This is a genomic window from Parasphingorhabdus marina DSM 22363, from assembly GCF_900128895.1.
Classification (GTDB): domain Bacteria; phylum Pseudomonadota; class Alphaproteobacteria; order Sphingomonadales; family Sphingomonadaceae; genus Parasphingorhabdus; species Parasphingorhabdus marina.
This window is the reverse complement of sequence record NZ_FSQW01000002.1, coordinates 691,561-717,242: the sequence shown is the minus strand read 5'-3', so window position 1 is coordinate 717,242 and position 25,682 is coordinate 691,561. Positions and strand designations below refer to the sequence as shown.

The 25,682-nt window shown below is 57.1% G+C and carries 24 protein-coding genes; 13 read left to right on the top strand and 11 right to left on the bottom strand.

Annotated features, from left to right (window positions below):
- Nucleotides 1-19 precede the first annotated feature (19 nt).
- From BUQ90_RS13140 to BUQ90_RS13125, 4 genes are all read left to right on the top strand, one after another.
- The gene (locus BUQ90_RS13140; RefSeq protein ID WP_074205620.1) at nt 20-328 is read left to right on the top strand and encodes an Hpt domain-containing protein; all 309 of its coding nucleotides are present in this window, start codon (nt 20-22) and stop codon (nt 326-328) included.
- A gap of 150 nt (nt 329-478) precedes the next feature.
- A complete protein-coding gene (locus tag BUQ90_RS13135) occupies nt 479-1,660 on the top strand; it encodes a hypothetical protein (protein ID WP_074205619.1) in 1,182 nt (393 codons plus the stop codon).
- Nucleotides 1,661-1,736: 76 nt separating this feature from the next.
- Nucleotides 1,737-2,798: a DUF2336 domain-containing protein gene (locus tag BUQ90_RS13130; protein WP_074205618.1), complete on the top strand. Its 1,062-nt coding sequence runs from the start codon at nt 1,737-1,739 to the stop codon at nt 2,796-2,798.
- Nucleotides 2,795-4,183, top strand: a complete 1,389-nt coding sequence (locus BUQ90_RS13125; protein ID WP_074205617.1) for a sensor histidine kinase — start codon at nt 2,795-2,797, stop codon at nt 4,181-4,183. Before BUQ90_RS13130 ends, BUQ90_RS13125 begins: the two co-directional genes overlap by 4 nt.
- Before the next feature lie 53 nt (nt 4,184-4,236).
- Here BUQ90_RS13125 and BUQ90_RS13120 read toward each other — a convergent pair whose 3' ends face one another.
- Nucleotides 4,237-5,523, bottom strand: a complete 1,287-nt coding sequence (locus BUQ90_RS13120) for a citrate synthase (RefSeq protein WP_074205616.1) — start codon at nt 5,521-5,523, stop codon at nt 4,237-4,239.
- 33 nt (nt 5,524-5,556) lie between these two features.
- On the bottom strand, nt 5,557-6,975 hold the full coding sequence (gltX, locus tag BUQ90_RS13115; RefSeq protein ID WP_074205615.1) for a glutamate--tRNA ligase: 1,419 nt from the start codon (nt 6,973-6,975) through the stop codon (nt 5,557-5,559).
- Nucleotides 6,976-7,111: 136 nt separating this feature from the next.
- Here gltX and BUQ90_RS13110 point away from each other — a divergent pair, with 136 nt between their 5' ends.
- Nucleotides 7,112-9,235, top strand: a complete 2,124-nt coding sequence (locus BUQ90_RS13110) for a ComEC/Rec2 family competence protein (RefSeq protein WP_084192799.1) — start codon at nt 7,112-7,114, stop codon at nt 9,233-9,235.
- Nucleotides 9,236-9,237: 2 nt separating this feature from the next.
- Here the strand turns inward: BUQ90_RS13110 and lexA are convergent, their stop codons facing one another.
- From lexA to BUQ90_RS13080, 6 genes are all read right to left on the bottom strand, one after another.
- Nucleotides 9,238-9,930 carry a transcriptional repressor LexA gene (gene lexA / locus BUQ90_RS13105; protein WP_074205614.1) on the bottom strand — a complete coding sequence of 231 codons (693 nt, stop codon included), beginning with the start codon at nt 9,928-9,930 and terminating at the stop codon, nt 9,238-9,240.
- Between the two features lie 88 nt (nt 9,931-10,018).
- Nucleotides 10,019-11,203, bottom strand: a complete 1,185-nt coding sequence (locus BUQ90_RS13100) for a molybdopterin molybdotransferase MoeA (protein WP_074205613.1) — start codon at nt 11,201-11,203, stop codon at nt 10,019-10,021.
- The gene (gene moaC, locus BUQ90_RS13095) at nt 11,203-11,670 is read right to left on the bottom strand and encodes a cyclic pyranopterin monophosphate synthase MoaC (RefSeq protein WP_074205612.1); all 468 of its coding nucleotides are present in this window, start codon (nt 11,668-11,670) and stop codon (nt 11,203-11,205) included. Before moaC ends, BUQ90_RS13100 begins: the two co-directional genes overlap by 1 nt.
- Nucleotides 11,667-12,467 (bottom strand): indole-3-glycerol phosphate synthase TrpC, encoded by an 801-nt coding sequence (gene trpC, locus BUQ90_RS13090; protein WP_074205611.1) that lies wholly within the window; start codon nt 12,465-12,467, stop codon nt 11,667-11,669. The genes moaC and trpC overlap by 4 nt, the downstream gene beginning before the upstream one ends.
- Before the next feature lie 25 nt (nt 12,468-12,492).
- The gene (gene trpD / locus BUQ90_RS13085) at nt 12,493-13,479 is read right to left on the bottom strand and encodes an anthranilate phosphoribosyltransferase (protein ID WP_074205610.1); all 987 of its coding nucleotides are present in this window, start codon (nt 13,477-13,479) and stop codon (nt 12,493-12,495) included.
- A gap of 43 nt (nt 13,480-13,522) precedes the next feature.
- Nucleotides 13,523-14,122, bottom strand: coding sequence for an anthranilate synthase component II (locus tag BUQ90_RS13080; protein WP_074205609.1), 600 nt, complete (start codon nt 14,120-14,122; stop codon nt 13,523-13,525).
- Between the two features lie 103 nt (nt 14,123-14,225).
- On the opposite strand from BUQ90_RS13080, the gene BUQ90_RS13075 reads away from it, so the two are divergent.
- The gene (locus BUQ90_RS13075; protein WP_074205608.1) at nt 14,226-14,528 is read left to right on the top strand and encodes a polyhydroxyalkanoic acid system family protein; all 303 of its coding nucleotides are present in this window, start codon (nt 14,226-14,228) and stop codon (nt 14,526-14,528) included.
- Between the two features lie 22 nt (nt 14,529-14,550).
- Here BUQ90_RS13075 and trpE read toward each other — a convergent pair whose 3' ends face one another.
- Both trpE and BUQ90_RS13065 read right to left on the bottom strand, forming a co-directional pair.
- Nucleotides 14,551-16,074, bottom strand: coding sequence for an anthranilate synthase component I (gene trpE, locus BUQ90_RS13070; RefSeq protein ID WP_074205607.1), 1,524 nt, complete (start codon nt 16,072-16,074; stop codon nt 14,551-14,553).
- A gap of 30 nt (nt 16,075-16,104) precedes the next feature.
- A complete protein-coding gene (locus BUQ90_RS13065; protein WP_074205606.1) occupies nt 16,105-18,048 on the bottom strand; it encodes a peptidylprolyl isomerase in 1,944 nt (647 codons plus the stop codon).
- A 186-nt stretch (nt 18,049-18,234) separates the two neighbouring features.
- Between BUQ90_RS13065 and tpiA the strand changes: the two genes are divergently transcribed.
- From tpiA to BUQ90_RS13045, 4 genes are all read left to right on the top strand, one after another.
- Nucleotides 18,235-18,981 carry a triose-phosphate isomerase gene (gene tpiA / locus BUQ90_RS13060; RefSeq protein ID WP_074205605.1) on the top strand — a complete coding sequence of 249 codons (747 nt, stop codon included), beginning with the start codon at nt 18,235-18,237 and terminating at the stop codon, nt 18,979-18,981.
- Nucleotides 18,982-19,093: 112 nt separating this feature from the next.
- Entirely contained in the window at nt 19,094-19,492 is a 399-nt protein-coding gene (gene secG / locus BUQ90_RS13055; RefSeq protein WP_074205604.1) for a preprotein translocase subunit SecG, read from the top strand.
- Between the two features lie 121 nt (nt 19,493-19,613).
- Nucleotides 19,614-21,245 carry a CTP synthase gene (locus BUQ90_RS13050; RefSeq protein WP_074205603.1) on the top strand — a complete coding sequence of 544 codons (1,632 nt, stop codon included), beginning with the start codon at nt 19,614-19,616 and terminating at the stop codon, nt 21,243-21,245.
- A gap of 84 nt (nt 21,246-21,329) precedes the next feature.
- A complete protein-coding gene (locus tag BUQ90_RS13045) occupies nt 21,330-22,034 on the top strand; it encodes a Crp/Fnr family transcriptional regulator (RefSeq protein WP_239447432.1) in 705 nt (234 codons plus the stop codon).
- A 188-nt stretch (nt 22,035-22,222) separates the two neighbouring features.
- Here the strand turns inward: BUQ90_RS13045 and BUQ90_RS13040 are convergent, their stop codons facing one another.
- The gene (locus BUQ90_RS13040) at nt 22,223-22,702 is read right to left on the bottom strand and encodes an Hsp20 family protein (RefSeq protein WP_074206419.1); all 480 of its coding nucleotides are present in this window, start codon (nt 22,700-22,702) and stop codon (nt 22,223-22,225) included.
- A 467-nt stretch (nt 22,703-23,169) separates the two neighbouring features.
- Between BUQ90_RS13040 and BUQ90_RS13035 the strand changes: the two genes are divergently transcribed.
- The 3 genes from BUQ90_RS13035 to BUQ90_RS13025 all read left to right on the top strand — a co-directional run bounded on the left by BUQ90_RS13035 (nt 23,170) and on the right by BUQ90_RS13025 (nt 25,673).
- A complete protein-coding gene (locus BUQ90_RS13035; protein ID WP_074205602.1) occupies nt 23,170-24,420 on the top strand; it encodes a lipoprotein-releasing ABC transporter permease subunit in 1,251 nt (416 codons plus the stop codon).
- The gene (locus BUQ90_RS13030; protein WP_074205601.1) at nt 24,413-25,099 is read left to right on the top strand and encodes an ABC transporter ATP-binding protein; all 687 of its coding nucleotides are present in this window, start codon (nt 24,413-24,415) and stop codon (nt 25,097-25,099) included. The genes BUQ90_RS13035 and BUQ90_RS13030 overlap by 8 nt, the downstream gene beginning before the upstream one ends.
- Before the next feature lie 100 nt (nt 25,100-25,199).
- On the top strand, nt 25,200-25,673 hold the full coding sequence (locus BUQ90_RS13025) for a glutathione peroxidase (protein WP_074205600.1): 474 nt from the start codon (nt 25,200-25,202) through the stop codon (nt 25,671-25,673).
- The last annotated feature ends 9 nt before the right edge of the window (nt 25,674-25,682 follow it).

The window sequence follows — 25,682 nt, the reverse complement described above, 5'->3', positions numbered from 1 at the left end:
CACATCCTAAACCTCGGGCATGTCATTTGATTATGGAGCTCTGGATGCGGCCCTCGCGGCGGCCGTCGGCGACGATGAGTCGCTGATTGCGGAATTGCGAGGCGCATTTCTGGAAAGTGCCGAGCGGCAGGTTGATTTGCTGCGCCGCGCCCGTTGTGATGCCAACTGGCATTATGCTGCATGGCGGCTCAAGGGGCTTGCTGCCAGTTTTGGTGCAACGGATGTAATCGCCCTGGCAGAAGAGGCCTCCCGCTCCGCTCCGGGTGATCCGGTCATTTTGCGGAAGCTTGAGAACGCGATCGCGACTGATCAGGCCGATCGCAGCTAGCAGCGGTCTCCCCCGCTTCCTTCCACAACCAGATCACATCGTGAACCGCGCCTTATAGGGATGCCTGGGAGAGGCGATAAGCTTTGCATGAGCCATTAGGGCATTCTATGGACTGATCAGCATGATCATTCCTTTCGGCGGACCATATTTGTGAAACTGGCACTGATTTCCCTGCTTCAGAACAACAGCGAAGGAAACGGGCCGATTGGTTTGCATTCCCTGTTCGATGACAAGATTGTCGACCATCAAATTCGTCTCGCAAAATCCTTCGGTGCCGAGAAAATCCTATTGCTCAGTGACAATATGCCTGGCGCCCTGCTGCAGCATGTCGACATGCTGCAGCAAAATGGCGATGACATACAGATTGTCCGCAACGGAAAGGATATTGCGGAAATAGCAGGTGATGAGGGTGACATGCTTTTCCTCGGGGATGGCATTCTGCCATCGGGAGACATGTCCGGGGTTCTGGCGGGCAATCCATCGGAAATGATCCTGGTAACCGAAAATTCCGACAGGTTCGCCGCATTTGAACGTGTTGATCTGGAACATCGCTGGCTTGGCGTTGCGCTATTGAAGACGTCGCGGCTCAGGGAAATGCAGGAAATTCCCGATGACTGGGATTTTGGATCTGCGCTTCTGAGGACAGCGGTGCAGGCGGAATGTCACCGGGAAGTGATCTCCGAAAGTGATGTTGAGAATGGTCAGTTGTTCGCGCTGGATGATGCGGGAGCGATTGAGAATTATGTCACGTTCCAGCTGCGCGACCAGTCAGGAACACCTCGCAATTTCGTCGAGCGATTTGCTACCTGGCCGCTCGCCATGTGGACGACCCGCAAACTCGAAGCTGTTCCAAATTCAGGCCAATATCTGGGCATTGCAACAATATTGCTGGGGTTTTTTGCTGCCATTACGGCCTGGTTTGAGTGGGCTATTCCGGCCTTGTGCCTGCTGATTGCCGGGCAGGTCGTGATGAAGCAACTGGAGGCCATGGAATTAATGTCTGTCGGACGGCATCGCGGGGCGGACCTGGGACGACTGGGACTGGTCGCGGTTCCGGCAGTCCTTCTCATCCTGACGGTCAGGCTCTCGGATCCCAATGCCCTGGTCCCCAATTCCGTCATCATCCTGGCCCTGATGCTGAATCTTGTCGTGCTGAAGCTTTTGCCGAAATGGCCCCGGTTTGATGTTCTGCGTCCTGACCTGGCGTTGATACTCATAATCATCCTGGCAGGCGCCGTTTTCGGGCAAATATTTTCCGGAATATATGCCGGATTGACGCTTGGTTCGGCATTTTTGGCAGGCTGGGCTATTTCCAAATCTGCAAAACCCTGATTTATCAGTGGTTTCCAGCTTCGCGCGCCACTTGAGCTTAGCAGGATATTAACCACATTAACCTATGGCCAAAGCTATGGCAGACCGGGATTCTCAGAACAGGCCGCAATATGGCAGGGAGCTTCTGCAACGTGCAGCAAATGCCGCGCGTTCCAGCGTTTCCGTGGCTGACGATCTTTCGGCGGCGCTTTCGCCGCGGTCAGACGTGCGCTTTTCCGATCGCATGCTGTCGTTCAGCCGACAGTTTCTGCAATCGGTCGTCAGCCATGTCGAAAAGGAAGTCTGCAAGACTGCAATCGAGCATTTCGAGGCTGCTGATGAAACCCTGGCAGCAATTGCAGGAAGCGATCGGGTTCATAGCTACCAGCTGCTCGAGCAGGCAGGCGCACTCGAAAACCGGCAGCTGCTGAAATATGTCTTCATCCAGGCGCAGAAAGTCGAGCTGTCGTCGCGCCTTGTCCAGAAAATTTCCCGGTCGGAACTCGAAAGCATTCTGACGCGGTATCTTGATCATGACAACAAGCCGATCGCCGAGGCCGCGATGCAATTTCTTGTCGCACAGGGCAGGGAGGGCACCACCTCCGATACCGTCCTGGCGACGCGGGAAAGTTTGCCGGCAGAAATTCTCCATGGCCTGATCTGGCCGATCAGTGCGGCGTTGGCGAAACTGTCCGGATCGGGTGAAAGTCAGCTTATCGCGGCGAGCCGCAAGATACTGGCAGAGCATGATGAAGGTCAGTCTGCAGCAAGATGCGCCGAACGGCTCGCCCAGTTGCTGAATGCCAGCGATGATCCCGCCATACAGAGTCCCCATCCTCTGCTGGACGGTGTGGAGTTGTTCGTGGCCAGACTGGCCAGCATGGCGCGGTTGAATGCCGGTCAGGTGTACACTTTTACTGCTGAAGAGCGCATGGCTCGTCTCATTGTCACACTGAAGGCGCTTGGGATCGAACCGCAGTCAGCTTTGTCAATTCATGCATCCCTCGACGGTAACGGAGAATCCCTGACGGCTGCAAGTTATCAGGAGATTGACGCACAGGATGCCCGGCACCTGTTGCAGTCCTGGACTCTGGATCCGGCCTATCAGGCTGCCAAACATGCCCTTGATATCCCGATTTCAGGACAAACGGATCGATGACCGCAAAAGGCAACCTTGCGGAACCGGTCCGGGCGGAGCTGGGAGCTGACGGGCGCCTTCTTTCGGCGGACGCTCCATTAATTCGTCTGAACCGGCAATGCGGGGGCATTGACGGGGGACAACTGGCCATTCCGCAATTGGCCGATCTTGTTCGTCTGAGCAAAAGACTGGGGATGAATCTGTCCCGTTCGGCTGTTGCAGCCAATGAAGAGTCGACCATCGAGATGTGGGTCAAAACCCGAATTCCCGGAATGAACGGACCGGGCAGCGTCGGGATCGAGATTACGGAATGGCAGGAAAGTGAAGCGCCAGCGGAGGACTCGTTCTCGTTGCAACGCCAGCGTGATCTGGACCGGCTCAACGGTCGCGGCTCGGTGCGGACAGATGCCTCCCTGCGGATCATGTCGATATTTTTGCCGGGGAGACCCGAGATCGCTGCCGGGATGGTCGGTCAGATGCTGTGGGAGTGTTTCGAAACGCTGCCCGGCGGACAGGGAACCGGTGTCGCGGATGCCATTGAAGAGCGGCAACCGATACGCAATCAGTTGATGCAGCGCACGGGGCAAGCGTCGGAGAAATATGCATTCAGTGGACAGCCGTTAATTGACGGCGGCGGAATCTTTTCGGGATATCAGTTCTCGCTGGAACGTGAAGCAGCCACGGAGGCAGAAGCAGCAGATGGTGCAAAGGACCGGGCAGGACTGATTGGAGATTCCCTGTTCGGCCAGCAACTGGCCCCGGCTCTGCGCCAACCGCTCGACAAGATTATCGCCAATGCGGAAACGATCAGCAATCAGCTGGTCGGGCCATTGCGCGGGAATTATTCGGACTATGCGAACGATATCGCCGCAGCGGGACGTCATCTGCTGTCGCTTGTTGATGATCTTTCGGATCTGGAAGCCATCGAAAAGGCGAACTTCACGGTCGCGGCCGATGATATCGATCTGGTTGATCTGGCCCATCGCACGGCGGGGCTGCTGGCAGTCAAATCTGCCGATCACCAGATCCGTATCGATGTTCCGCCCGAAGAACGGGAAGCACCTGCAAAGGGCGAATTCCGGCGGGTTTTACAAATCCTCGTGAACCTCGTTGGCAATGCCATTCGCTATTCACCTGACGGTTCGGTGATCAAGATGCAGGTTCGGCAGGACGCAGATACGATCTCCCTACTGGTTACCGATCAAGGCGACGGCATTGCGCCGGAAGATCAGGCAAAGATCTTTGAGAAATTTGAGCGACTGGGCCGTTCCGGAGATGGCGGAAGCGGCCTGGGGCTGTTCATTTCGCGGCGACTGGCAGAAGCCATGGACGGCAGTCTCACCGTCGAGAGCCAGGTCGGCAAGGGCACCACCTTCACCCTGACGCTGCCTGCCCGGCAGAAATAAAAAGGGAGCGTCCTGCGCTCCCCTTTCTGAATTTGCAAGATGTTGAACGCGATCTAGCGGTCACCGATCGCCACATATTCGCGGTGCTTGGGTCCGGTATAGAGCTGACGCGGACGACCGATGCGCTGACCGGGATCGGAAATCATCTCGTTCCACTGTGCGACCCAGCCAACGGTACGGGCCAGGGCAAACAGGGCCGTGAACATCGATGTCGGGAAGCCGATGGCCGAGAGGATGATGCCGGAATAGAAATCGACATTCGGGAACAGTTTCTTCTCGATGAAATAAGGATCGTTGAGCGCCATTTCCTCGAGCTGCAGCGCCACGTCAAAGACCGGGTCATTGACCTTCAGTGCCGCAAATACCTCGCGCACGGTTTTCTGCATGACCGACGCCCGGGGATCGTAATTCTTGTACACCCGGTGACCAAAGCCCATCAGGCGGAATGGGTCATTCTTGTCCTTCGCACGCTCGATATATTCGGGAATGCGATCCGGATGACCGATTTCGTGGAGCATGTTGAGCGCGGCTTCGTTTGCTCCGCCATGGGCAGGGCCCCAGAGGCAGGCGATGCCGGCAGCGATACAGGCAAAAGGATTCGCTCCGGAAGACCCGGCCAGGCGAACCGTTGACGTCGAGGCATTCTGCTCGTGATCGGCATGCAGGATGAAGATCCGATCCATGGCTTTTTCAATGACAGGATCTACTTCATAGTCTTCTGCCGGGACGCCGAACGTCATGCGCAGGAAGTTGCCGGTATAGGACAGGCGGTTATCCGGATAGAGGAAGGGCTGACCAACGGCATATTTGTAGGCCATGGCCGCAATGGTCGGCATTTTTGCGATCAGCCGGTGGCTGGCGATCATCCGCTGCTGGGGATCGTTGATGTCGGTGCTGTCGTGATAGAATGCGGAAAGCGCGCCAACGACACCGCACATGATTGCCATCGGATGGGCGTCCCGGCGGAACCCGGAATAGAAACCGCGCAACTGGTCATGCAGCATGGTGTGCCGGGTAATGGTGTTGGTGAAATTCTCATATTCCGTCTGGTTCGGCAATTCGCCGCGGAGCAGCAAATGGGCCACTTCCATAAAGGTACTGTGCTCGGCCAGCTGTTCAATGGAGTATCCGCGGTGGAGCAAAATGCCTTCGCCGCCATCAATAAAGGTCAGTTCAGATTCGCAGCTCGCAGTCGAGGTGAAGCCGGGATCGTAGGTAAATGCGCCGGTTTGCGCATAGAGCTTGCGGATATCGACGACATCGGGACCCTCGCTACCCTGCATGACCTGGAATTCGTGATTGTCGCCGTTGAGGCCGAATGTTGCGCTATTGTTGCCCACAATATTGTCCTTTCTGCTCCTGAATGACTCAGGTTATTTTGTTTGATCTTCGAGACGTGCCAGCGACTCCTGCTTGCCCAAAAGCACAAGAACGTCAAAAATTCCGGGTGAACTGGTACTTCCCGTCAGAGCAGCGCGCATAGGTTGTGCGAGCTTTCCCAACCCCAGTTCGGCAGCTTCTGCTATCGCTTTTACACAGTCTTCCGTGGCCTCGAGTGTCCAGTCGTCAAGCTTGGCCAAGGCAGAATGAATCGATTCAAGCAGATGCCTTGCGTCAGCATCTAGCAGAGCTTGGGCCTTCTCGTCGAGGCCAAGTGGCCGTTTTTTGTAGAGAAAAACGCTATTTTCGGCGAGCTCATTGAGGTTTTTGGCCCGGCTCTTCAAAACCGGCATGGCCTGGGTCAGCAATTCGCCTTCTGCATCGGTCAAATCCCGTTCCATTAGCTTCCCAATCAGAGGGCGCGTGAGCGCAACCAGAACCGAATCATCAGCTTCGCGAATATATTGTCCGTTGAGATTCTGGAGCTTTTTGGCGTCAAAACGGGAGGGAGACTTACCAACTCCGGCCAGGTCGAACCACTCGATCGCCTGCGCCCGGGAGATAATCTCGTCATCGCCGTGCCCCCAGCCGAGCCGAAGCAGATAATTGAACATCGCATCTGACATGATGCCCATGTCCCGATAGGCTTCAACGCCCAGTGCGCCGTGCCTTTTGGATAGTTTGGCGCCGTCATTTCCGTGAATGAGCGGAATATGGGCATAGACCGGTTCTGCCCATCCCATTGCCCGGATCAGGGCGAGTTGGCGGAAGGCGTTGTTGAGATGGTCATCGCCGCGGACCAGATGAGTGACACCCATGTCATGATCGTCGACAACCACCGCCAGCATGTAAGTTGGCGTGCCATCCGAGCGGAGCAAGATGAAATCATCGATCTCGCTGTTTTGGACAGACACATCACCCTGAACCGCATCGGCGATGGTGACCTTGCCCTGTTGCTCGGTCTTCAGGCGGATGGCGAAAGGTGCACCCTCGGGAGCTTCCGAAGGATCGCGATCACGCCAGCGCCCGTCATAGCGCATCGGCTTTTTCTCGGCGCGCTGCTGTTCCCGCATTTCTGCCAGTTCTTCCGGCGTGGCGAAACATTTATAGGCATTGCCCGAAGCCAGCAATTCCCTTGCAACCTCGGCGTGGCGTTCTGCACGACGGGACTGGAATACCGGCTCGTCATCCCAGTCGAGCCCGAGCCAGTCGAGGCCTTCGAGAATCGCATCAATCGCCTCCTGTGTGGACCGGACCTTGTCGGTATCCTCGATCCGCAGCAGCGCCTTGCCGCCATGATGCCGGGCAAAAAGCCAGTTGAACATCGCCGTGCGTGCGCCCCCGATATGCAAAAAACCGGTGGGAGACGGGGCGAAGCGTGTGACGACCGGTGCGCTGCTGTTTACATTCACGGTTGAAAAGTTCCTGTGATAATTCGAGTGGATGCGAACGGATGTTCATTCGGACAGTTCAGACAAATCCGGCCTGTTTCCGGGCTTCCTGTTTCGGAGCACGGCAAGAGCCCGATTAGCTGGCAGCGCCCTTAGCATGGCGATAAGCCGCCGACAATTGCCAGAATCCATTCCGGTCACATCTGTGTTTCAGCGCCTGGAAAAACAGCTGGAGCGGGAGAGGGACCAGCTGCCGCTATGGGTGCCCGTTGCGCTGGGGATCGGGGTTGCGGCCTGGTTCCTCGCCGCCAGCATCTACTGGTGGCTGGCCCTGGTCGCGGTCTGCCTGGCCATCATCATTTTCTGCGCCAGGCCCGCCCGGACATATCGCGCAGCCCGGGCCATGCTCTGGGCAGCTCTGCTGATTGCAGCCGGTTGCCTTTTGGTCTGGGGACGATCGCTGATGGTTGCCGCGCCCGTCCTGGAAGGGCCAGCCATCGCCAGCTTCCACGGGGAAATAACCGGTTATGAGGAAATCCCCTCCCGCAACCAGATACGTTTGATGCTGAACCCTCTCGGATCGCCGAGGTTGCCGCCCAAAGTGCGCGTGAACCTGCCCCTGGACCAGGCGGACGCCGCCATGAAGCCGGGTGCGATCATCGCGCTTCGGGCGAGATTGATGCCGCCGGCCATGGCTGCCTTGCCTGGCGCCTATAATTTTGCGCAGCGGGCCTGGTTTCAGGGTCTGGGCGCAACAGGTCAGGTATTGGGCAAGGTGGAGATCATTCGGCCCGCTGAGCAACCGGCCTGGATTTCGGATTATCGCCAGCGTCTTTCGCGCCATGTACAGTCGCGAATGGCGGACGGGACCGGAGCCATCGGCGCGACGCTGGCAACCGGTGATCGCGGAGCCATATCGGAGGCCGATGCGGACTCCATGCGCAACAGTGGCCTCGCGCATCTCCTGTCGATCAGCGGACTGCATGTAACCGCTGTTGTGGGGGCTTTCTATCTGGTTGTGCTCAAGACGCTGGCTCTGGTGCCGATCCTGGCCCTGCGCTGGCGTCTGCCGCTGGTTGCGGCGGGCTTCGCGGCGATTGCTGCCATATCCTACACCTTGCTGACCGGCGCACAGGTTCCGACGATCCGGGCCTGCGTCGCGGCGTTGCTGGTCCTGGCTGCGCTCATGCTGGGGCGAAGCGCCTTCACCCTCCGCATGGTTGCTGCCGGCGCCCTGTTCGTGCTGGTTTTCTGGCCCGAAACACTGATGGGTCCCAGTTTCCAGCTGAGCTTTGCGGCGGTCACGGCCATCATTGCCTTGCACGAACACCCGGTGATGCAGCGATGGCTGGCTCCGCGCGAGGAGAACTATCTGCGGCGGATACGGCGGATTGTTCTGTCGCTTTTCTGTACAGGCCTGGTCGTTGAACTGGCGCTGATGCCTATCGCTCTCTATCATTTTCACAAGGCCGGATTATATGGCGCGCTGGCCAATATCGTGGCGATCCCGCTGACAACTTTCGTCATCATGCCGCTCGAGGCGCTGGCCTTGTTGCTTGATCTTTTTGGTCTGGGTGGCCCGGTCTGGTGGCTGTGCGAGAAGGCGCTGGCCGGCCTGATCAGCCTCGCCCATTTTGTGTCGACCCGCCCCGGAGCGGTAACCTGGTTCCCGACGGTGCCGCGGCTGAGCTTTGCGCTGGTGATTGCTGGCGGCTTGTGGTTGCTGCTGTGGCGCGAAAAGTGGCGCTATGGTGGCCTGGTGCCCATGCTCATCGGTACCGTGATGATGGTGACTGCCCGGCCAGCAGATCTGTACATCACCGGCGATGGGCGCCATCTCGCCTTGCGGACGAACGCGGACAGTCTGGTGATGCTGCGGACGCGCAGCGGCGAATTCATTTCCGACATGATCCGCGAAAATGCGGGAGTCACCAAAGCGTTTGCACGAATGGACGACTGGCCCGGTGCCCGGTGCAATGCCGACAGTTGCACCATATTGGTCGCCAGGATGGTCGGTGGAATCCAACGCGAATGGACGCTGGTAGCGCTCAGGAGCCGGCACTATATTCCGGAAATTTCCCTGGCCGCCGCCTGTCGCCGCGCGGATATCGTGGTCAGCGAGCGGCGGCTGCCCCGCAGCTGCCAGCCGCGCTGGATCAAGGCCGACAGAAGGCTGCTCTCCCGCACCGGAGGGCTGACCATCGATCTGGTGTCCGATCAGGTGGAAACCGTGCGTGGCCGGTCAGGCAATCATGTCTGGATGCGTTTTGTGCCGCCCTGACGTCAGTTGTAGCGACGCAGAAGTCCCGCCATCTTGCCCTGAATCCGCACCTCGCCCGGTCCGTAAACCTGCGGCTCATAGGCCGGGTTGGCCGGGTCGAGACGGACTTTGCCGGATTCCTGAAACAGATATTTGAGTGTCGCTTCTTCGTCATGGACAAGAGCAACGACGATTTCTCCGTTTCGTGCGGTTTCGGTGCGCTGGATCAGGGCATAGTCGCCATCCAGTATGCCGGCATCGATCATCGAGTCTCCGGACACTTCCAGTGCATAATGCTCACCCGATCCCAGTAGTGCTGCCGGTACGCTGAGCGAGGACTGGCCTTCCATCGCCTCGATCGGAACGCCGGCCGCAATCCGGCCGTGCAGCGGAATTTCGATGATGTCGTTGGCGGCAATGGGTAGTTCTCGCGCCGTCGACGCCGCAGGACGCGCCTCGGGGATGTTGACCACATTGGCCGGTGCCGATTGGACCACCCCGCCTTCAGGCAGCTTCAGCACCTCCAGCGCACGGGCCCGGTTGGGCAGACGGCGGATGAAGTCCCGTTCTTCCAGGGCACTGATCAAGCGGTGAATACCCGATTTGGACTTGAGGCCCAAAGCGTCCTTCATCTCTTCGAAAGAGGGAGAAACACCGGTTTCCTTCAGCCTTTCATCGATGAAACAGAGAAGTTCATGTTGTTTGTTGGTCAGCATGATCGTGCCTTTATCTTTAGAACGAATAAGGAACAATTATGAAACAAAAGGAGGCAAGTCAAGCGTTAAGTGATTTCCGCCGGACCCCTCATATGGCGATATAGGGCACAATGCTTCCGGCGGGTTGCTCTGGCGCGTGGGCGGGGCGGCAGAGCAGGGCGTTGGCGGCAGCAAGTACGGAGAGCTTGGCGCTGTCCTGGCTGTCATAGGCGGTAATGCCGCCCTGATCGACGCGCGCCCGAAGGAACTGGGCGCGTTTTTCCACTGCTGGCAAATCCGTGGTTGTGATCGCCGGTTGCTGGACGGGAAGACAGTCCCGGGCGCCAGCGTAGAGGCGGATCAGCGGCAACAGGAACAGGGTGGCGGTGACAAAGGCCGATCCGGGATTTCCGGGCAGCGCGAGAACCGTTGTTTCGCCCAGTTTTCCAGCCATGAGCGGCTTGCCGGGTTTCATCGCAATTTTCCAGAAATCAAGTTTGCCGCCGAGTTTTTCAAAGGCCGGAGAAACCAGATCATGATCGCCCACCGAAGCGCCGCCGATGGTGACGATGATATCGCAATCCCGCGCGCTTTCCAGCGCGGTGCAGATGGCATCCATCTGATCGGGAATCCGGCTCAGACTGCGGCTGACAGCCGGCAGATCGGAGAGCATCGCCGATATCATTACGTCATTGCTGGCGGGAATCTGATGCAAGTCCGTGGCTTCGCCCGGTTGGACGAGTTCGTCGCCTGTGGAAATGACGGCGACTTTTGGACGATTTCCCACCTGAACCGTGCCGTGCCCGGCGATAACTGCCTGACCCAGCCCCCGGGCATCCAGTCGGCTCCCTGCTTCCAGTACCCGGTCGCCTTGCGCGAAATCCCCACCGGCATGGCGGACATGCCGGCCCTTGACGGGGGAGGGGTCGGTGGTCAGCCGGATCTCTTGTCCATCGACCGCGACATTTTCCTGCATCACCACGGTATCCGCGCCGTCCGGCATCAGGGCCCCGGTGAAGATCCGGGCGGTTTCACCAGGTTCGAGCGCACGACAGGGCGGACTGCCCGCCTTGCATTCGCCGATCAGTTGCCAGGGCCCCGATCGATCTGCAAAGCGAATGGCATAGCCATCCATGGCCGACATGTCGGCCGCAGGCTGATTGCGCAAAGCCGCGAGGTCTTCAGCCAGATATCGTCCAAGGGCTTCCTGAACCGGAAGGGTTTCCGGGGGCAATTTTTTGCCGAGCGCAAGAACCCTTTCCTGGGCGTCTTCCAAAGGCAGAAGTGCGCCCATCAGGCGCTCCAGTCTCCGGATTTGCCACCGGTTTTGGAGAGCAGGCGAATATCGCTGATCACCATGTCCTTCTGCATCGCTTTCGACATGTCATAGATTGTGAGCAATGCGACAGAAGCTGCTGTGAGCGCTTCCATTTCGACACCGGTCTTGCCGGTCAGACGGGCCATGGATTCGACGGCGATTCCGTCATCCAGAAAGGTAAATTCGACCGCCACTTTACTGAGGGCCAAAGGATGGCAAAGGGGTATCAGATCATGCGTCTTCTTTGCCGCCATGATCCCGGCAATGCGCGCTGTTGCCAGCACATCGCCTTTCTGCATCATGTTGGTCTTTATAGCGTCCAGTGTGTCCAGATTCATCGATATCCGCCCCGCCGCACGGGCTTCGCGCACCGTTTCGGATTTGGCGGATACATCGACCATATGGGCTGTACCATCGCTGTCTGTATGCGTCAGTTTGCTCATGCCGCTTCCCTGTGCCCGGTCAAAAGCAGCCGGGTGGCGGCTTCGACGTCGGCCTGCCGCATCAGCGACTCACCGACCAGGAAACTGCGCGCGCCGCATTGGGACAGTCGCTCGCAATCGGCAAGGGTGAATATCCCGCTTTCCGAAATCATCATCCGGTCATCAGGGACCAGCTGCGACAACCGCTCGGTCTGTTCCAGACTCGTTTCAAATGTCTTCAGATTTCGGTTGTTTATGCCGAAAAGCGGAGATTTCAGCTGCAACGCGCGCTCCAGCTCGTCCTCGTCATGGACCTCGACCAGCACATCAAGGCCCAGTCCGATTGCGGCATCTTCAATTTCCTGCGCCTGGTGATCATCAAGGGCGGCCATGATGATCAATATCGCATCCGCGCCCAGTGCCCGGGATTCGACGACCTGCCAGGGATCAACCATGAAGTCCTTGCGCAGGCAGGGCAGGCTCGTCGCCGCGCGGGCGGCCACCAGATACGCATCCGCGCCCTGAAAATAGGGTTCATCGGTCAGTATGGACAGACAGGCCGCTCCCCCCGCTTCATACGCACTTGCATGAGCGGGCGGAGAAAAATCCTCGCGGATCAGACCTTTGGAAGGACTGGCCTTCTTGATCTCTGCGATCAGTGCAAATCCCGATTTGCTGCGAGTTTCAAGCGCTTTGGCAAACCCGCGTGAGTCCGATTGCTGTTCAATCTGCTCGTGCAGGTCCGCCATCGTCACCTCTGTCTTGCGGCGGGCAACATGTTCGCGTTTGGCGTCACAGATTTCGGTCAGCTTGTTCATGTTCCGGACTTCATAGGGCGGGGGATTACTGATTGGCAATCCAGCAATTGAGCAAGGCATTGGCCAGACCCTTGTCGATCGCCTCGGCGGCTTCCTCGACGCCCTCCTGCCAGCTGTCCGCTTCGCCTGCCACCATGAGGCCGGCGGCGCTGTTGAGCAAGACTGCATCGCGATAGGCCGAAGGTTCGCCCTGCAGCAAGTGTTTCAGGGCAGCCGCGTTGAAAGCCGCGTCGCCACCTTTGATCGCTTCAGCAGGGTGGGAAGTCAGGCCTGCATCTCCGGGAGATATGCGGCTTTTCACTATCTCGCCATTCTTCACTTCGGCGATCTGGCTCGGACCGGAAATGCTGATTTCGTCCAGTCCTTCCTCGCCGGAGACGATCATCGCATGCTCGTAGCCCAGGCGCAGGGCCGCTTCGGCATATCTGTCAATCAGGTCCGGCGAGGCCACACCGATCAGCTGCCGCTTCACCCGGGCAGGGTTGCACAGGGGGCCCAGCAGGTTGAAGATGGTGCGCCGTCCCAGCGCCTTGCGAATGGGGGCCAGCGGCCCCAGCGCCGGATGGTGATTGGGAGCAAAGAAAAAAGCGATGCCGATTTCGCGCAGGGATTCCTCTCCGCCGGTTGCCGCTTTGCCCAGATCCAGACCCAGCGCTTCCAGTGTATCCGCTGCTCCGGATTTGCTCGATGCTGCGCGATTGCCGTGTTTGGCGAGCGGAACGTCGCAAGCCGCCACGACAAGCGATGTTGCCGTAGAGATATTCAGGCTGTGGCTGCCGTCGCCGCCAGTCCCACAGACGTCGATCGCACCTTCCGGGGCTTCGACCGTGATCATGCGATTACGCATCTCGGTCGCGGCAACTGCGATTTCCGTCGCGGTTTCCCCGCGATCAGCCATCGTCACAAGGAAGGCCGAAATATCGTCAGCATCGCACTGTCCATCGAGAATTGCAGCAAAAGCCGCATGCGCGTCGTCAGGGGAAAGAGGCTGGCTGGGGTCAGGTAAAGTCATGACGTGGCGGTGTACCGGCGATGCGGCCTTTCTTTGCGGAAATTCAGACGGATTCGAGCCGGTTGCCCATCTTCGGGGAAAGACCGGCAAGTTTCATGAAATTGGCCAGCAAATCATGGCCATGTTCGGTGGCGATGCTTTCCGGATGAAACTGCACGCCATGGATCGGCAGACTTTCGTGGCGGAATCCCATGATCGAGCCGTCATCCGCGGAGGCGTTGACCGCGAGGCAGTCCGGCATATTCTCGACAATAAGCGAATGGTAGCGCGTGGCCACAAATGGAGACGGGAGACCAGCAAACACGCCGCTCCGGTCATGTGTCACCGGTGATGTCTTGCCATGCATCAGACCACCGCGCACGACTTTGCCGCCAAAATGCTGACCGATGCTCTGATGTCCCAGACAGACACCCAGCAAGGGTTTTGCCGCGTCCGCACAGGCTGCCACCAGATCCAGGGAGATACCCGCCTCATTGGGGGTGCAGGGGCCCGGTGAAATCAGAAACGCATCAGCACCAGTTGCCAGCGCCTCACTGGCGGACAGGGCATCATTGCGCTCCACCCGCACGTCAGCACCCAGTTCCATCAGATAGTGGACAAGATTGAACGTAAAGCTGTCATAATTGTCGATGACCAGGATCATGACGCCAGTGCCTAGTCCGAAAATCGCACGACGCCAAGTGTTTCGAAGGAGAATTGACCTTACGAGACGCTGTGTTAGGAGAATATGTCAGGGAGATGAAAATATGGGCGTACCCGTTACCGTAAACATACCGCACAAGCTGGGCGTAGCAGATGCCAAGGTTCGCATGGGCAATGGCGTGCATACACTGAGTGAATCCGTGCCGGGTGCGACGGTCACAGACCACCATTGGGAAGGCGATACGCTGCATTGCACGCTAGAGGCGATGGGCCAGAAAATCGGCAGCGAAATGCAGGTCCGGGAAGACGAAGTTTATGCGATTTTCGATCTGCCGCCGCTGCTTGGCATGTTCGCCAACAAGATCAAGGAAAAGCTTCAGAAAGAAGCCCCGAAAATGCTCGAATAGGTTTCAGGAGTTGTAGCTCCGGCTACTGGCCGAAACTGATGTCCTGTGCTCGCCGGATCGCCTCACGGGCAGCCGCCAGCAAGGCGCCGGATTTTGCTTCGCATTCGGCCTGTTCATAGGCGGGGTCGCTGTCCGCCACGATTCCCGCTCCGGCCTGCACATGCAGGGTCCCGTCCTTCACAATGCCCGTACGCAATACAATGCAGCTGTCCATACTGCCATCGGGTGAAAAATACCCTACGCCGCCAGCATAGGCCCCGCGGGTTTCCGGTTCGAGTTCGGCGATGATTTCACAGGCCCGGATTTTTGGAGCGCCACTGACAGTACCTGCCGGGAAGCCCGCAAACAGCGCATCAATGGCATCTTTTTCCGGATGCAGCTGACCAACCACATTGGACACGATGTGCATGACATGGCTGTAAAACTCGACCATGTAGCTGTCGGTGACTTCGACGCTGTGCGCGGAACTGACGCGGCCGACATCATTCCGCCCGAGATCGAGCAGCATCAGATGTTCGGCCCGTTCCTTCGGATCTGCCAGCAGGCTTTCCCGGTTTGCCTTGTCTTCCGCCGCATTTTTGCCCCGCGGCCGGGTTCCCGCAATCGGGCGGATGGTTACTTCGCCATCCCGGGAACGCACCAGAATTTCCGGACTGGAACCGATAACGGCAAAGCCGGGAAGATCTAGGAAAAACAGGAAAGGAGAGGGGTTTACCCGCCGCAGAGCCCGATACAGTTCTATGGGCGGCAGTGTGAAAGATGTTGTGAATCTCTGGGCCAGCACTACCTGAAATATGTCTCCGGCCTCAATATAGTCTTTGGCCTGCAGAACCATGTCGCGATAGCGGTCCGGTGGGCAGACATGGTCGAATTGCAGGTTTTCCGGATCAACGGAAGACATGTCAGGTGCTGAAGCGGACGGGATCATGCTGTCGAGCTGGCGCTCCACTTCATCCAGCCGTTCGCCCGCCATCTGGACTTTTTGGTCCTCGGATCCGGGATTGTCAGGCCAGACTGGTGACACGAGGAACATCTCGTCGGTTAGCCGGTCAAAGACGATAATCACCGTCGGTCGGACAAACAGCATGTCCGGAAGCTCCAGATCCGACTGCGGCGCTCGCGGCAGTTTCTCGACCAGCCCTACGGTTTCGTAACCAAAATAGCCGACCAGGCAGGCCAGAGCTCCGGGGAGGCCTTCCGGTACGTCCATCTGACAGCGATTGACTAATGTGCGCAAGGCGGTGAGGCTGTCTTGCTCCTGGGCAAAAAAAGCCGACCTGTCGGTCAGCCAGTTCGAGTTTATTGCAGCTTCTGTTCCCTCAGCCCGAAACACCAGGTCTGGCGCCAGGCCGATAAGGCTGTGGCGACCGCGCGTTTCTCCACCCTCAACCGATTCCAGCAGAAAATCACCGCGTTCGCCGGACATCAGCTTCAGCGCGGCTGAAACAGGCGTTTCGGTATCGGCAACCCGCTTTCTCCAGATCAGAGCAGGCTGACCGGATTCGAGGGCTGCTTTTGCTTCGGTGATTCCCGAGCTGCCTGCCATCAGATCTGGCTTGAAAAGAAGGCCATCATGTCAGTTTCTGCCAACAAGCTGGTTTTTCAGGGCGCTGATGGCACTGTCATTGCGTTCGACACCGACATCGGCCTTCATCGCATTGATGAACTGTTCGGTATATTCATTGCCGAAGACCTGCTGGAACTGTTGCTTGGTGGCGGCCAGAAGGTCTTCACGGCTCGCCGCATCACCTTCGATGATATTATCGAGCTGGACAACAAACCAGCCCTGATTTTGCGGCGCCCTGAGCGTTTTCGCGGTGCCTTCTGCCATGCTGAACATGAGGGTAAGTGGAGGAGGTACCTGACCCTGCTGGCTCTGCCTGGCGATGTCGGCCCGCGTGGACCGGATATTGTCGGGTCGGGGCAGTCGCACGCCAGATTCGGACATGGCCTGCGCCAGCGATGTGCCTTCTGCGAGTTTTGCGGCGATTTCATCTGCCACTGTCTTCGCCTTTTTGGCACCCTGGTCGAGCGCATAGTCGCGTGCCACCAGCTGCTCGATCGACTTGAGTGGCGGAGGCGCGGCTGCGGAGATCTCGGTTACGTCGAGAATGGCATATTGCTGCCCGGGCAGGATTTCGACGACCTGGGGATCAGAATCCTCTTCCATCGAGAAGGCGATCGGCAACATGCGCTGCATTTCGGGAATGGGACGATATTCCGCATCTTCCGGATTCTGTCCGTTTGCCAAAAGTTTTGGCGTGGTCTGAATATCCAGCTCTTCCGCAGCGGCGACGTCGGCAAGCGATGACCCGTCTGCGAAAGCGTCTTCCATCTGCACGGTCAGCTCGGCGAGCGCCTCATCGATTTGCTCGGCTGTCAGCACCCCGATAATTTCTGTCCGCGCCTGTTCCAGCGTTCGACCGGGATTTTGGTCGATGCCGTTGATCTTGACGATATGCCAGCCGAGCGCGCTCTGTGCGGGTTCCGAAACGCCGCCATTTTCTGCGCGAAAAGCAGCATCAGCGACAGCCTGGGATGCCAGGCCGGCAAATTGTGACCTGGTGGTCGAGCCGACTTCCGCTGCGGACAAACCAACCGACTGCGCTGCGGCTGAAAGCGACATCCCGCCGCTGACCTTTTCGGCCAGCGCCTGTGCTGCCGCCTCGGTCGGGAGGATGACCTGCTCAATATTCCGCATCTCGCTTGCGGCATATTGGGCCTTGTTCAGATTATAATAGCCCTGAATCTGTTCTTCGGTGGGATTGATGCGCTCATTGAATCTGGACTTGTCGAACAAGGCATAGCTGATCGTCCGTCGCTCCGGGATTGTGTAATTGGCGCTGTTCTCACTGTAGAAGGCCGCAAGTGCAGCATCGGCTGGCTCGCTGTTATCGACGAATACAGCGGATGGTATGACAGCAATCTTGCCTTCACGGGTTTCGAGGAGGAGCGAGGCGTAAGGCGTAACCAGTCTCTCGGGAACTGCCGTGGCGAAGCCGGCGACCGGCAACAGCTGCTCTGCCAGCAGGTTTCGGCTGAAATCTGCGCGCAACTGCTGTTCTTTCAGGCCCTGTTGTTGCAAGGCCCGGCGGAAGTTCTCTTCGCTGAATTGCCCGTCTGCTCCCTGGAAAGTCTGGATACTGGCGATCTCGCTGTCGACCAGCCGTTTGCCGGCGGTCATTCCATGTTCGTTACCAAATGCCGCAATCGCCACGCTGTTGATCAGCCGCTCCAGTACACTGTCAAAACCGCCGCCTTCGACATATGTTTTCAGGTCGAGGCTGGTATTCTGGCGCTGTTCGCCGCGAAAGGCGTTGTTCACCGAAGAGCCGAGTTCCGACGTTGTCAGTTCCGCATTGCCAACCTTTGCCGCGGTTCCGGAACCCGTGACGCCACCAAATGCCCCCGAGCCGGAAACATCGGCCGTGGCAAAAGCCACTGCGATCAGACCGACAAAACAAAAGGTCAGGAAGAGACCAATTTTGGAAGAGAAGATTCTGCGAAAAAAACCGATCATGAAGGACTGCAATTCTGTTGGATGAGAGAGTTATGTGGATGCTTTAGGCGGCTTGGGTTTGCGGTTCAAGCAAAAGCAAAAACATTCCGCCAACGCATTTCCAATCAGGACCAACGAAAGCAAATTGGCATACTGCCCGGAATTTGTTAGCAGCCCTGAACAAAAGTTTCGGAAGGGGCAATCAACATGGCCAATCGCAAGTTTATCGTCGGCAACTGGAAAATGAACGGACTGCGATCCGCATTGGGTGACATTGGCGGAATTGCCAAAATCGCGGAACAGAATTCCGGCGTTGACGTCGCCATTTGTCCACCCGCGACACTGATCGCAAGCGCGGCGGCGGAGTTTCCGGACGTTGCGATTGGCGCGCAGGATTGCCACCAGGCTTCCAGTGGCGCCCATACGGGTTGTCTTTCTTCTGATATGATCAAGGAAGCCGGCGCATCCCTGTCCATTCTGGGGCACAGCGAACGGCGTGCCGATCAGCACGAAACGGATGCCGATGTCAAAGCGAAGGCTGAGGCCGTCCGGTCCGCCGGGCTGGGGGCAATTATCTGTGTCGGAGAAACCGAAGAAGAGCGAGACGCCGGCTCGGCGGTATCAGTGGTTTGCGGGCAGCTGTCGGGGTCCTTTCCGGAAGGTGCTGATGGCGACTGGTTGACTATTGCCTACGAGCCGGTCTGGGCAATCGGAACAGGCCGGGTACCGGAAGCATCCGATGTCGAAGAAATGCATGCCGCGATCCGCAGCAAGCTGGGGGAGTTGATGGCAGATGGATCAGAAAACGTCCGCATTCTCTATGGCGGCTCGATGAATGGCGGAAATGCGGCCGAATTGCTGGCGGTTCCCAATGTCGACGGCGGTCTGGTAGGAGGAGCGAGTCTTTCCGCTGAGAAATTTGGCCCGATCATTGAAGCGGCTGCGGCATTCTGATCGACATTCCCGGCCGTTCGCGGTCCGGCAATCCTTGGCTTGAACTGGGCAGGGTCAGTCGCTATGTGCGCTGCACACCTATATTAGACCCTCTATCGAGTCCGGGAATCCCATGTTTCTTTTTCTTACTGTCGTTCAAGCCATTGTCGCCGCCATGCTGGTGGGCGTGATTTTGATGCAAAAATCCGAGGGCGGCGGTCTTGGGGTGGGCGGAAGCCCGTCGGGCATGATGTCGGCGCGCGGTGCAGCCGATCTGCTGACCCGGACAACAACGGTGTTGGCCATCCTGTTCGTGAGCCTTTCGGTAGCTCTTGCGGTTCTTGCGGCCAAGGAAGGCAAGCCTGCCACGATTGATCAGTCCTTGCAGAGGGACAGCGGAGCGGTTGTAGCGCCGGCGGAGCCTGTTGATGAGGTGCCTCTGGTTGGTGATGATCCGCTTGCGGCAGCCGCTGCGGCAGAAGCCGCTGACGATTCGTCACCATCCGATGATGCCGTGCCGCTGGATCAGTAACCGGACCAGCCTTCACTCGCGACGCCAGATGTAACTTTTCCGGCGTTATTGAAAAATATTTCGCTTTTTCGGATTCGCACGCTTGTCTTTTGGGCGCGAGAGGTCTTAAGCCTTTCCTCCCATGGCGCGATATATTTTTATTACCGGCGGTGTGGTCTCCTCACTTGGAAAAGGTCTTATGGCAGCGAGCCTCGGCGCGCTGTTGCAAGCACGCGGATATTCGGTGCGGATCCGCAAGCTGGACCCCTATTTGAACGTCGACCCGGGGACGATGTCACCCTATCAGCACGGCGAAGTTTATGTCACTGATGACGGGGCGGAAACCGATCTCGATCTCGGTCATTACGAGCGATTCACTGGCGTTCCGTCCCTGCAGTCTGACAATGTCACCTCGGGCAGGATCTACCAGTCGATCATTACCAAGGAGCGGCGTGGAGACTATCTGGGGGCCACGGTTCAGGTGATTCCGCACGTCACCGACGCAATCCAGGAATTCGCCCAGGATCAGCTGGACGGCATAGATTTTGTTCTGTGTGAAATCGGCGGAACGGTGGGGGACATCGAAAGTTTGCCCTTTATCGAGGCGATTCGGCAGCTGCGGAATGAAGTGGGCCGCGAGAACGCCATTTCGGTCCACGTGACTCTGGTGCCCTATATCGCCGCGGCCGGGGAACTGAAGACCAAACCCACCCAGCACAGTGTCCGGGAGCTGACGTCACTGGGAATTCAGCCCGACATTTTGCTTTGCCGTTGTGAGCATGATTTGCCCGATGGTGAGAGAGCCAAAATCGCGCAATTCTGCAACGTACGGAAGGAAGCGGTGATACCGGCGCTCGATGCGAGCAGCATTTACAATGTTCCGCTTCAATATCACGAACAGGGTCTGGATGCGGAAGTGCTCCACGCCTTTGGCATCGCCGATGCGCCGGAACCCGATCTGGCGCGATGGCACGATGTGATGGAACGGATTGAGAACCCGGAAGGCGAGGTCATTGTCGGTGTGGTCGGCAAATATGTGGGTCTTCAGGATGCCTACAAGTCCCTGCAGGAAGCGCTTTTTCACGGTGGCCTGGCGAACAGAGTCAAGGTTCAGGTGCGCTGGCTTGATGCCGAGCTGTTTGAGGATGACCGAGACCTCGCGGCCAAGCTGGAGCCGCTCCATGCCATATTGGTGCCGGGAGGTTTCGGCGAGCGCGGCAGTGAAGGCAAGATCGGGTCTGTCAAATTCGCCCGAGAACGGGATGTTCCGTTTTTTGGCATCTGTCTGGGCATGCAGATGGCCTGTATCGAGGCAGCCAGAAACATGGCGGGCATACCAGCGGCGTCGACAACCGAATTTGGGGAAACGTCTGAGCCGGTCGTCGGCCTGATCACCGAATGGATGACCGAAGAGGGGCTGCAGAAACGCGAGGCAGGCGGCGACCTCGGCGGTACCATGCGGCTTGGCGCCTATGATGCGGTTTTGCAGCAGGGATCGAGAATCAGCGAGATATATGGTGAACGCGAAATTAGCGAGCGCCACCGTCATCGCTATGAAGTCAACAAGAGCTATGTCGAGTCACTGGAAGATACCGGCCTGATATTTGCCGGCATGTCACCGGATGGTGAACTGCCGGAAACCGTGGAAAGGCCCGATCATAGCTGGTTTGTAGGCGTTCAGTACCATCCTGAACTGAAAAGCAAGCCGTTCGATCCACATCCGCTTTTCGCTTCGTTTATCGCTGCTGCGGTCAAACAAAGCCGACTTGTCTAATTTATCCAATCTATTTTACACAAAGTGACTATTGTCACATTTAAGCAGTGAGAAACGGATATCCGTTTTCATGCAAGGTGACCGGTGTTGGAGCGGGATGAAGTGAAAGCCGAGGAACTTGCAAACATATTGGCGGAGCACAGTCTTTTCGCTGATTGTGACGAAGCGGAACTGGCAGATATCATATTGCGCGGGCATTTTGTGCAATATGAAAAGGGAGATGAAATGATCATGCAGGGGGATCCTGGTAATTCGTTGCTGATATTGCTCTCGGGCAATGCCCGCACGAGCATGATCGCCAGCAACGGACATGAGATCGTTCTGGATTATGCCGAACCGGGCCAGGTTCTGGGTGAGATTGCTCTGCTCGACGGTGGAGACAGGACCGCCAGTGTCACGGCCATTGAGCCAACGACCGCATTGACCATTACACGGTCAGCATTCGAAGAAATATTGCAAAAACACAAGAACATGGCATTGCGCTTGCTCAAAGTCATGGCCACGCGGATCAGAACCGCTAACACCATGATCGAAGGGGACCGGGCTTATACCTCGGGGCCGCGTCTGGCTCGATATCTCTTGAGGTTATCGGTCGTCGGCGCAGAAGAGGGGCGTCTGAAACTGGATTTGAGTCAAAGTGAGCTCGGCAATTTCGCCGGAATGTCACGCGAACATATTAATCGGCAACTTTCAGCCTGGTCGGAAGACGGCATTGTATCGGTTGAAAGCGGGAAAGTGCGAATTCTCAACCACGCGACACTTTCCAACATTGCCAATGCGGATTCTTGATTGAAGTTGGCCATTTGCGACCCGGGCTAATTTCGTCAAGAGTGACACCAAGCGGGTGTCAGGGGTAGTCGGATCCTCATCCGGCTGCCCCATTTTTTTGCTTTTCAAGAGCGACGAGCAGAAACGAAAACAGGCAGCATCTTGTGAAGCTGCCTGCTAAAACTGGTTTCGGCAATTCCTGCCAGTGCTTAAGCGGCCTTGTCTTCCGAAGACTTGCGCTTGTCAGCAATTTTTGTGACTTTGGCATCGCCGTTGATCGCAATTTTTTGCGGCTTCATGGCATCGGGGATCTCCCGCACCAGGTCGATGATCAGCAGTCCGTCTTCAAGGGCCGCATTGTCGACGCGAACAAAATCGGCCAGTTCAAAGCGACGTTCAAAATTGCGGTTGGCAATTCCCATGTGCAGGAACTGCTTTCCGTCATTGTCGTCGTTATTCTTGTTTCCGGCGACCAGCAACAGGTTCTGCTGGGCAGTGATTTCGATCTCGTCTTCTTTGAATCCGGCCACTGCGAGCGTGATCCGGTAATGGTCATCGCCGCTGCGTTCGATGTTGAACGGGGGATAATTTTCGGATTGTTGGGTCCGGGCATTGTTTTCAAGCAGATCGAACAGGCGGTCAAAGCCGACAGTTGAACGACGATAGGGTGTAAAATCAAAACGATTCATGTCTTTATCCTCATATTGAGCAATCAAGGTTGTGGATCCGAAAATCGGCATCCGGTTTGGTGTGTAACGCCCAATCTGGCGCGTCACATTCAAAAGATATGAAGATTTTCCGACTTTTCAAGGTCCGGTTTCAAAAACCAAAAACGCCCGGAATCATTGCTGATCCCGGGCGATAATGGTGACGAAATAATTCGTCCCCCTGTTTTCCCTACCTATTCGCTTCCGCTTGTCCCCCAACATGCGGTGGAACCGGAAGGGATCCCTGAACCGTGACCTTTAACTGGTATCTGATTCGCCTTACTGTTTGCTTGCGAAAGCTGGTCTTGTCATGCGAATTTTCACAAATTTGAAATATTGGTTCAGCCTTGTGTCATATCCGCAACAGCAGTTTAACCAGTTAGATACTTGTTTGTGAGGCTTTGCGACCCTAAAGCCACATTGTACTTTCCGAGGAAGAACACACCAATATGCTCCTCTCCCGCTATGAATGGGTTATTGCAAAACGCTACCTTCTGCCAGGCAAGGGCGAGGGGTTCATTTTCCTCGTCGCGAGCATCAGTCTGGTCGCCGTCATGCTCGGCGTGGCCGCACTTATCGTCGTCATGAGCGTCATGAACGGATTTCGGGCCGAGCTTTTTGACAAGATCGTCGGGTTAAATGGCCATGCCGTTATTCAGGGCTATGGCGGACGGCTGCCGGACTGGCGCGAGCTTCTGGACGAAACCAGGGAAACCGAAGGTGTCGTGTCTGCCTCTCCGCTTATTGAACAGCCATTACTGACCACTTTTAATGGCCGGGTGGAAGCGGTCCTGGTTCGTGGCATGCTCGTCCCTGATATCCTGAATAACGACACGCTGGACGGGAAGACAGTCGCCGGCGATTTGGCCCGGCTCGAACCGGGAGCGGGACGCGTGGGCATAGGAAGCCGGCTTGCGACAACTCTCGGAGCGCAGGTGGGCAGTCAGATCACTGTCATCAACCCGCAAGGTCGTACCACCCCGTTTGGGACTGTTCCGCGCGAAATTTCCTATGAGGTCGCGGCAATTTTCGAGGTCGGGGTTTATGACTATGACAAGGCTTTCGTCATCATGCCGATGGAGGATGCCCAGACTCTTTTGCTGCTGGGGGACCAGATTGGCATGATCGAGCTGAAAACGATCGATCCGGAGAATGTCGGAAACATTTTGGAGCCATTGCTGCCCAAAGTGGCAGAGCGCGGCGTTATTACAGATTGGAAATCGATGAATGCGTCACTTTTCGAAACACTTCAGGTGGAACGAGTCGTGATGTTTGTTATTCTGTCGATCATCATTCTGGTCGCGGTGTTTAACATTTTGTCCTCTCTGATCATGCTTGTCCGGGCCAAGACCCGGGATATCGCGATATTGCGCACGATGGGCGCCACCCGGGCCTCGCTGACCCGGATATTTGTGGTGGTTGGCACATCGATTGGCTCGCTTGGAATCGTGGCGGGAATCATACTTGGTCTGATCGCGATCTATTTTCGCCAGAATGTCATCAATTTCGTCCAGATGCTGACCGGCCAAAATCTCTGGGACCCCTCCATTCGGTTTTTGACCGAATTGCCGGCCCGGACGGATCCCATGGAGGTCCTCGGCATTGCCATGCTGGCCCTGCTGTTCAGCTTTCTCGCCACCTTGTATCCTGCCTACAAGGCAGCCAGCACGGATCCCGTACAGGTGCTTCGCTATGAGTGATCACAACAAACAAAAGGTCGTGGAACTGCGTGACGTCCGGCGGAGTTTTTCGCAAGGCGACGTGCGGATCGACGTCCTGAAAGGCGTGAATCTGGATATTCGCTCCAACGAAATTGTCGCGTTGCTCGGACCATCGGGCTCAGGCAAATCAACCTTGCTGCAGGCCATCGGACTGCTGGAAGGCGGGTTCGAGGGTTCCATCAAGCTTGCCGGCGAAGAAACGGCGCACATGTCGGCCAGCGGACATACCCGCATCCGGCGGGAGTTGCTGGGTTTTGTGTATCAGTTTCATCACCTTCTTCCGGACTTTTCCGCGAAGGAGAATGTTGTGATGCCGCAACTTATCGCCGGAACCGGGAAAGCCGATGCCGAGGTGAGGGCCGAAGCGCTGCTAACCAGCCTCGGCTTGGACCAGCGTCTCGATCACAAGCCCAGCAAATTGTCCGGAGGTGAACAGCAACGTGTTGCGGTAGCGCGCGCACTGGCCAATGCGCCGAAGCTCGTGCTTGCCGACGAACCGACGGGAAATCTTGATGAGGCAACTGCCGATATCGTATTGGCCGAACTGATGTCGCTGGTCCGGGAAGAAGGCAGTGCCGCGTTGATAGCCACCCATAACGAACGTCTGGCTTCCAAAATGGACAGGGTGGTCAGACTTCACGAAGGGGTTTTAGACTAGGCTTTTCAGGCAGAAGAGAGATTGTCTTTGACTTTTGACCGGTGAATATCGATCTGGACTCTGAAAAGAACAGGCAAATGACAACAAACGGGGCGCATGAATGCAGATTACAGATTTCGAAGTGAAACAGGCGGACGGCTCGGCGCTGGACCTGTCCGCGCACAAGGGCAAGGTATTGCTGATAGTGAACACGGCATCGAAATGCGGTTTCACACCGCAATATGAAGGCCTGGAGAACCTGTATCAGGAATATGCTGACCGGGGATTAGAAATTCTCGCCTTTCCCTGCAACCAGTTTGGCAACCAGGAACCCGGCGACGCCGATGAAATCAAGAATTTTTGCAGTCTCAACTATGACGTCAGCTTCCCGCTCATGGCGAAGATCGAAGTCAACGGCGCCGATGCAGATCCGCTGTGGAAACATCTGAAATCGGAAAAATCCGGATTGCTGGGTTCGCGAATCAAGTGGAATTTCACCAAGTTTCTGGTTGATCGCGACGGCAATGTCGTCGCCCGGCACGGGCCTGCCGTCAAACCGGAACAGCTGAAAAGCGAAATTGAGGCACTGCTCTGAGTGTCACTC

Coding starts and splice junctions, on each gene's coding strand:
- lexA (WP_074205614.1), bottom strand. CDS start 9,930: ATGCTGACCAACAAACAACATGAACTTCTCTGTTTCATCGATGAAAGG.
- BUQ90_RS13065 (WP_074205606.1), bottom strand. CDS start 18,048: ATGATCGGTTTTTTTCGCAGAATCTTCTCTTCCAAAATTGGTCTCTTC.
- BUQ90_RS13140 (WP_074205620.1), top strand. CDS start 20: ATGTCATTTGATTATGGAGCTCTGGATGCGGCCCTCGCGGCGGCCGTC.
- tpiA (WP_074205605.1), top strand. CDS start 18,235: ATGGCCAATCGCAAGTTTATCGTCGGCAACTGGAAAATGAACGGACTG.
- trpC (WP_074205611.1), bottom strand. CDS start 12,467: ATGAACAAGCTGACCGAAATCTGTGACGCCAAACGCGAACATGTTGCC.
- BUQ90_RS13130 (WP_074205618.1), top strand. CDS start 1,737: ATGGCAGACCGGGATTCTCAGAACAGGCCGCAATATGGCAGGGAGCTT.
- BUQ90_RS13035 (WP_074205602.1), top strand. CDS start 23,170: ATGCTCCTCTCCCGCTATGAATGGGTTATTGCAAAACGCTACCTTCTG.
- BUQ90_RS13050 (WP_074205603.1), top strand. CDS start 19,614: ATGGCGCGATATATTTTTATTACCGGCGGTGTGGTCTCCTCACTTGGA.
- BUQ90_RS13080 (WP_074205609.1), bottom strand. CDS start 14,122: ATGATCCTGGTCATCGACAATTATGACAGCTTTACGTTCAATCTTGTC.
- trpD (WP_074205610.1), bottom strand. CDS start 13,479: ATGACTTTACCTGACCCCAGCCAGCCTCTTTCCCCTGACGACGCGCAT.
- BUQ90_RS13075 (WP_074205608.1), top strand. CDS start 14,226: ATGGGCGTACCCGTTACCGTAAACATACCGCACAAGCTGGGCGTAGCA.
- secG (WP_074205604.1), top strand. CDS start 19,094: ATGTTTCTTTTTCTTACTGTCGTTCAAGCCATTGTCGCCGCCATGCTG.
- moaC (WP_074205612.1), bottom strand. CDS start 11,670: ATGAGCAAACTGACGCATACAGACAGCGATGGTACAGCCCATATGGTC.
- BUQ90_RS13025 (WP_074205600.1), top strand. CDS start 25,200: ATGCAGATTACAGATTTCGAAGTGAAACAGGCGGACGGCTCGGCGCTG.
- BUQ90_RS13040 (WP_074206419.1), bottom strand. CDS start 22,702: ATGAATCGTTTTGATTTTACACCCTATCGTCGTTCAACTGTCGGCTTT.
- trpE (WP_074205607.1), bottom strand. CDS start 16,074: ATGGCAGGCAGCTCGGGAATCACCGAAGCAAAAGCAGCCCTCGAATCC.
- BUQ90_RS13110 (WP_084192799.1), top strand. CDS start 7,112: ATGGCGATAAGCCGCCGACAATTGCCAGAATCCATTCCGGTCACATCT.
- BUQ90_RS13030 (WP_074205601.1), top strand. CDS start 24,413: ATGAGTGATCACAACAAACAAAAGGTCGTGGAACTGCGTGACGTCCGG.
- BUQ90_RS13125 (WP_074205617.1), top strand. CDS start 2,795: ATGACCGCAAAAGGCAACCTTGCGGAACCGGTCCGGGCGGAGCTGGGA.
- BUQ90_RS13100 (WP_074205613.1), bottom strand. CDS start 11,203: ATGGGCGCACTTCTGCCTTTGGAAGACGCCCAGGAAAGGGTTCTTGCG.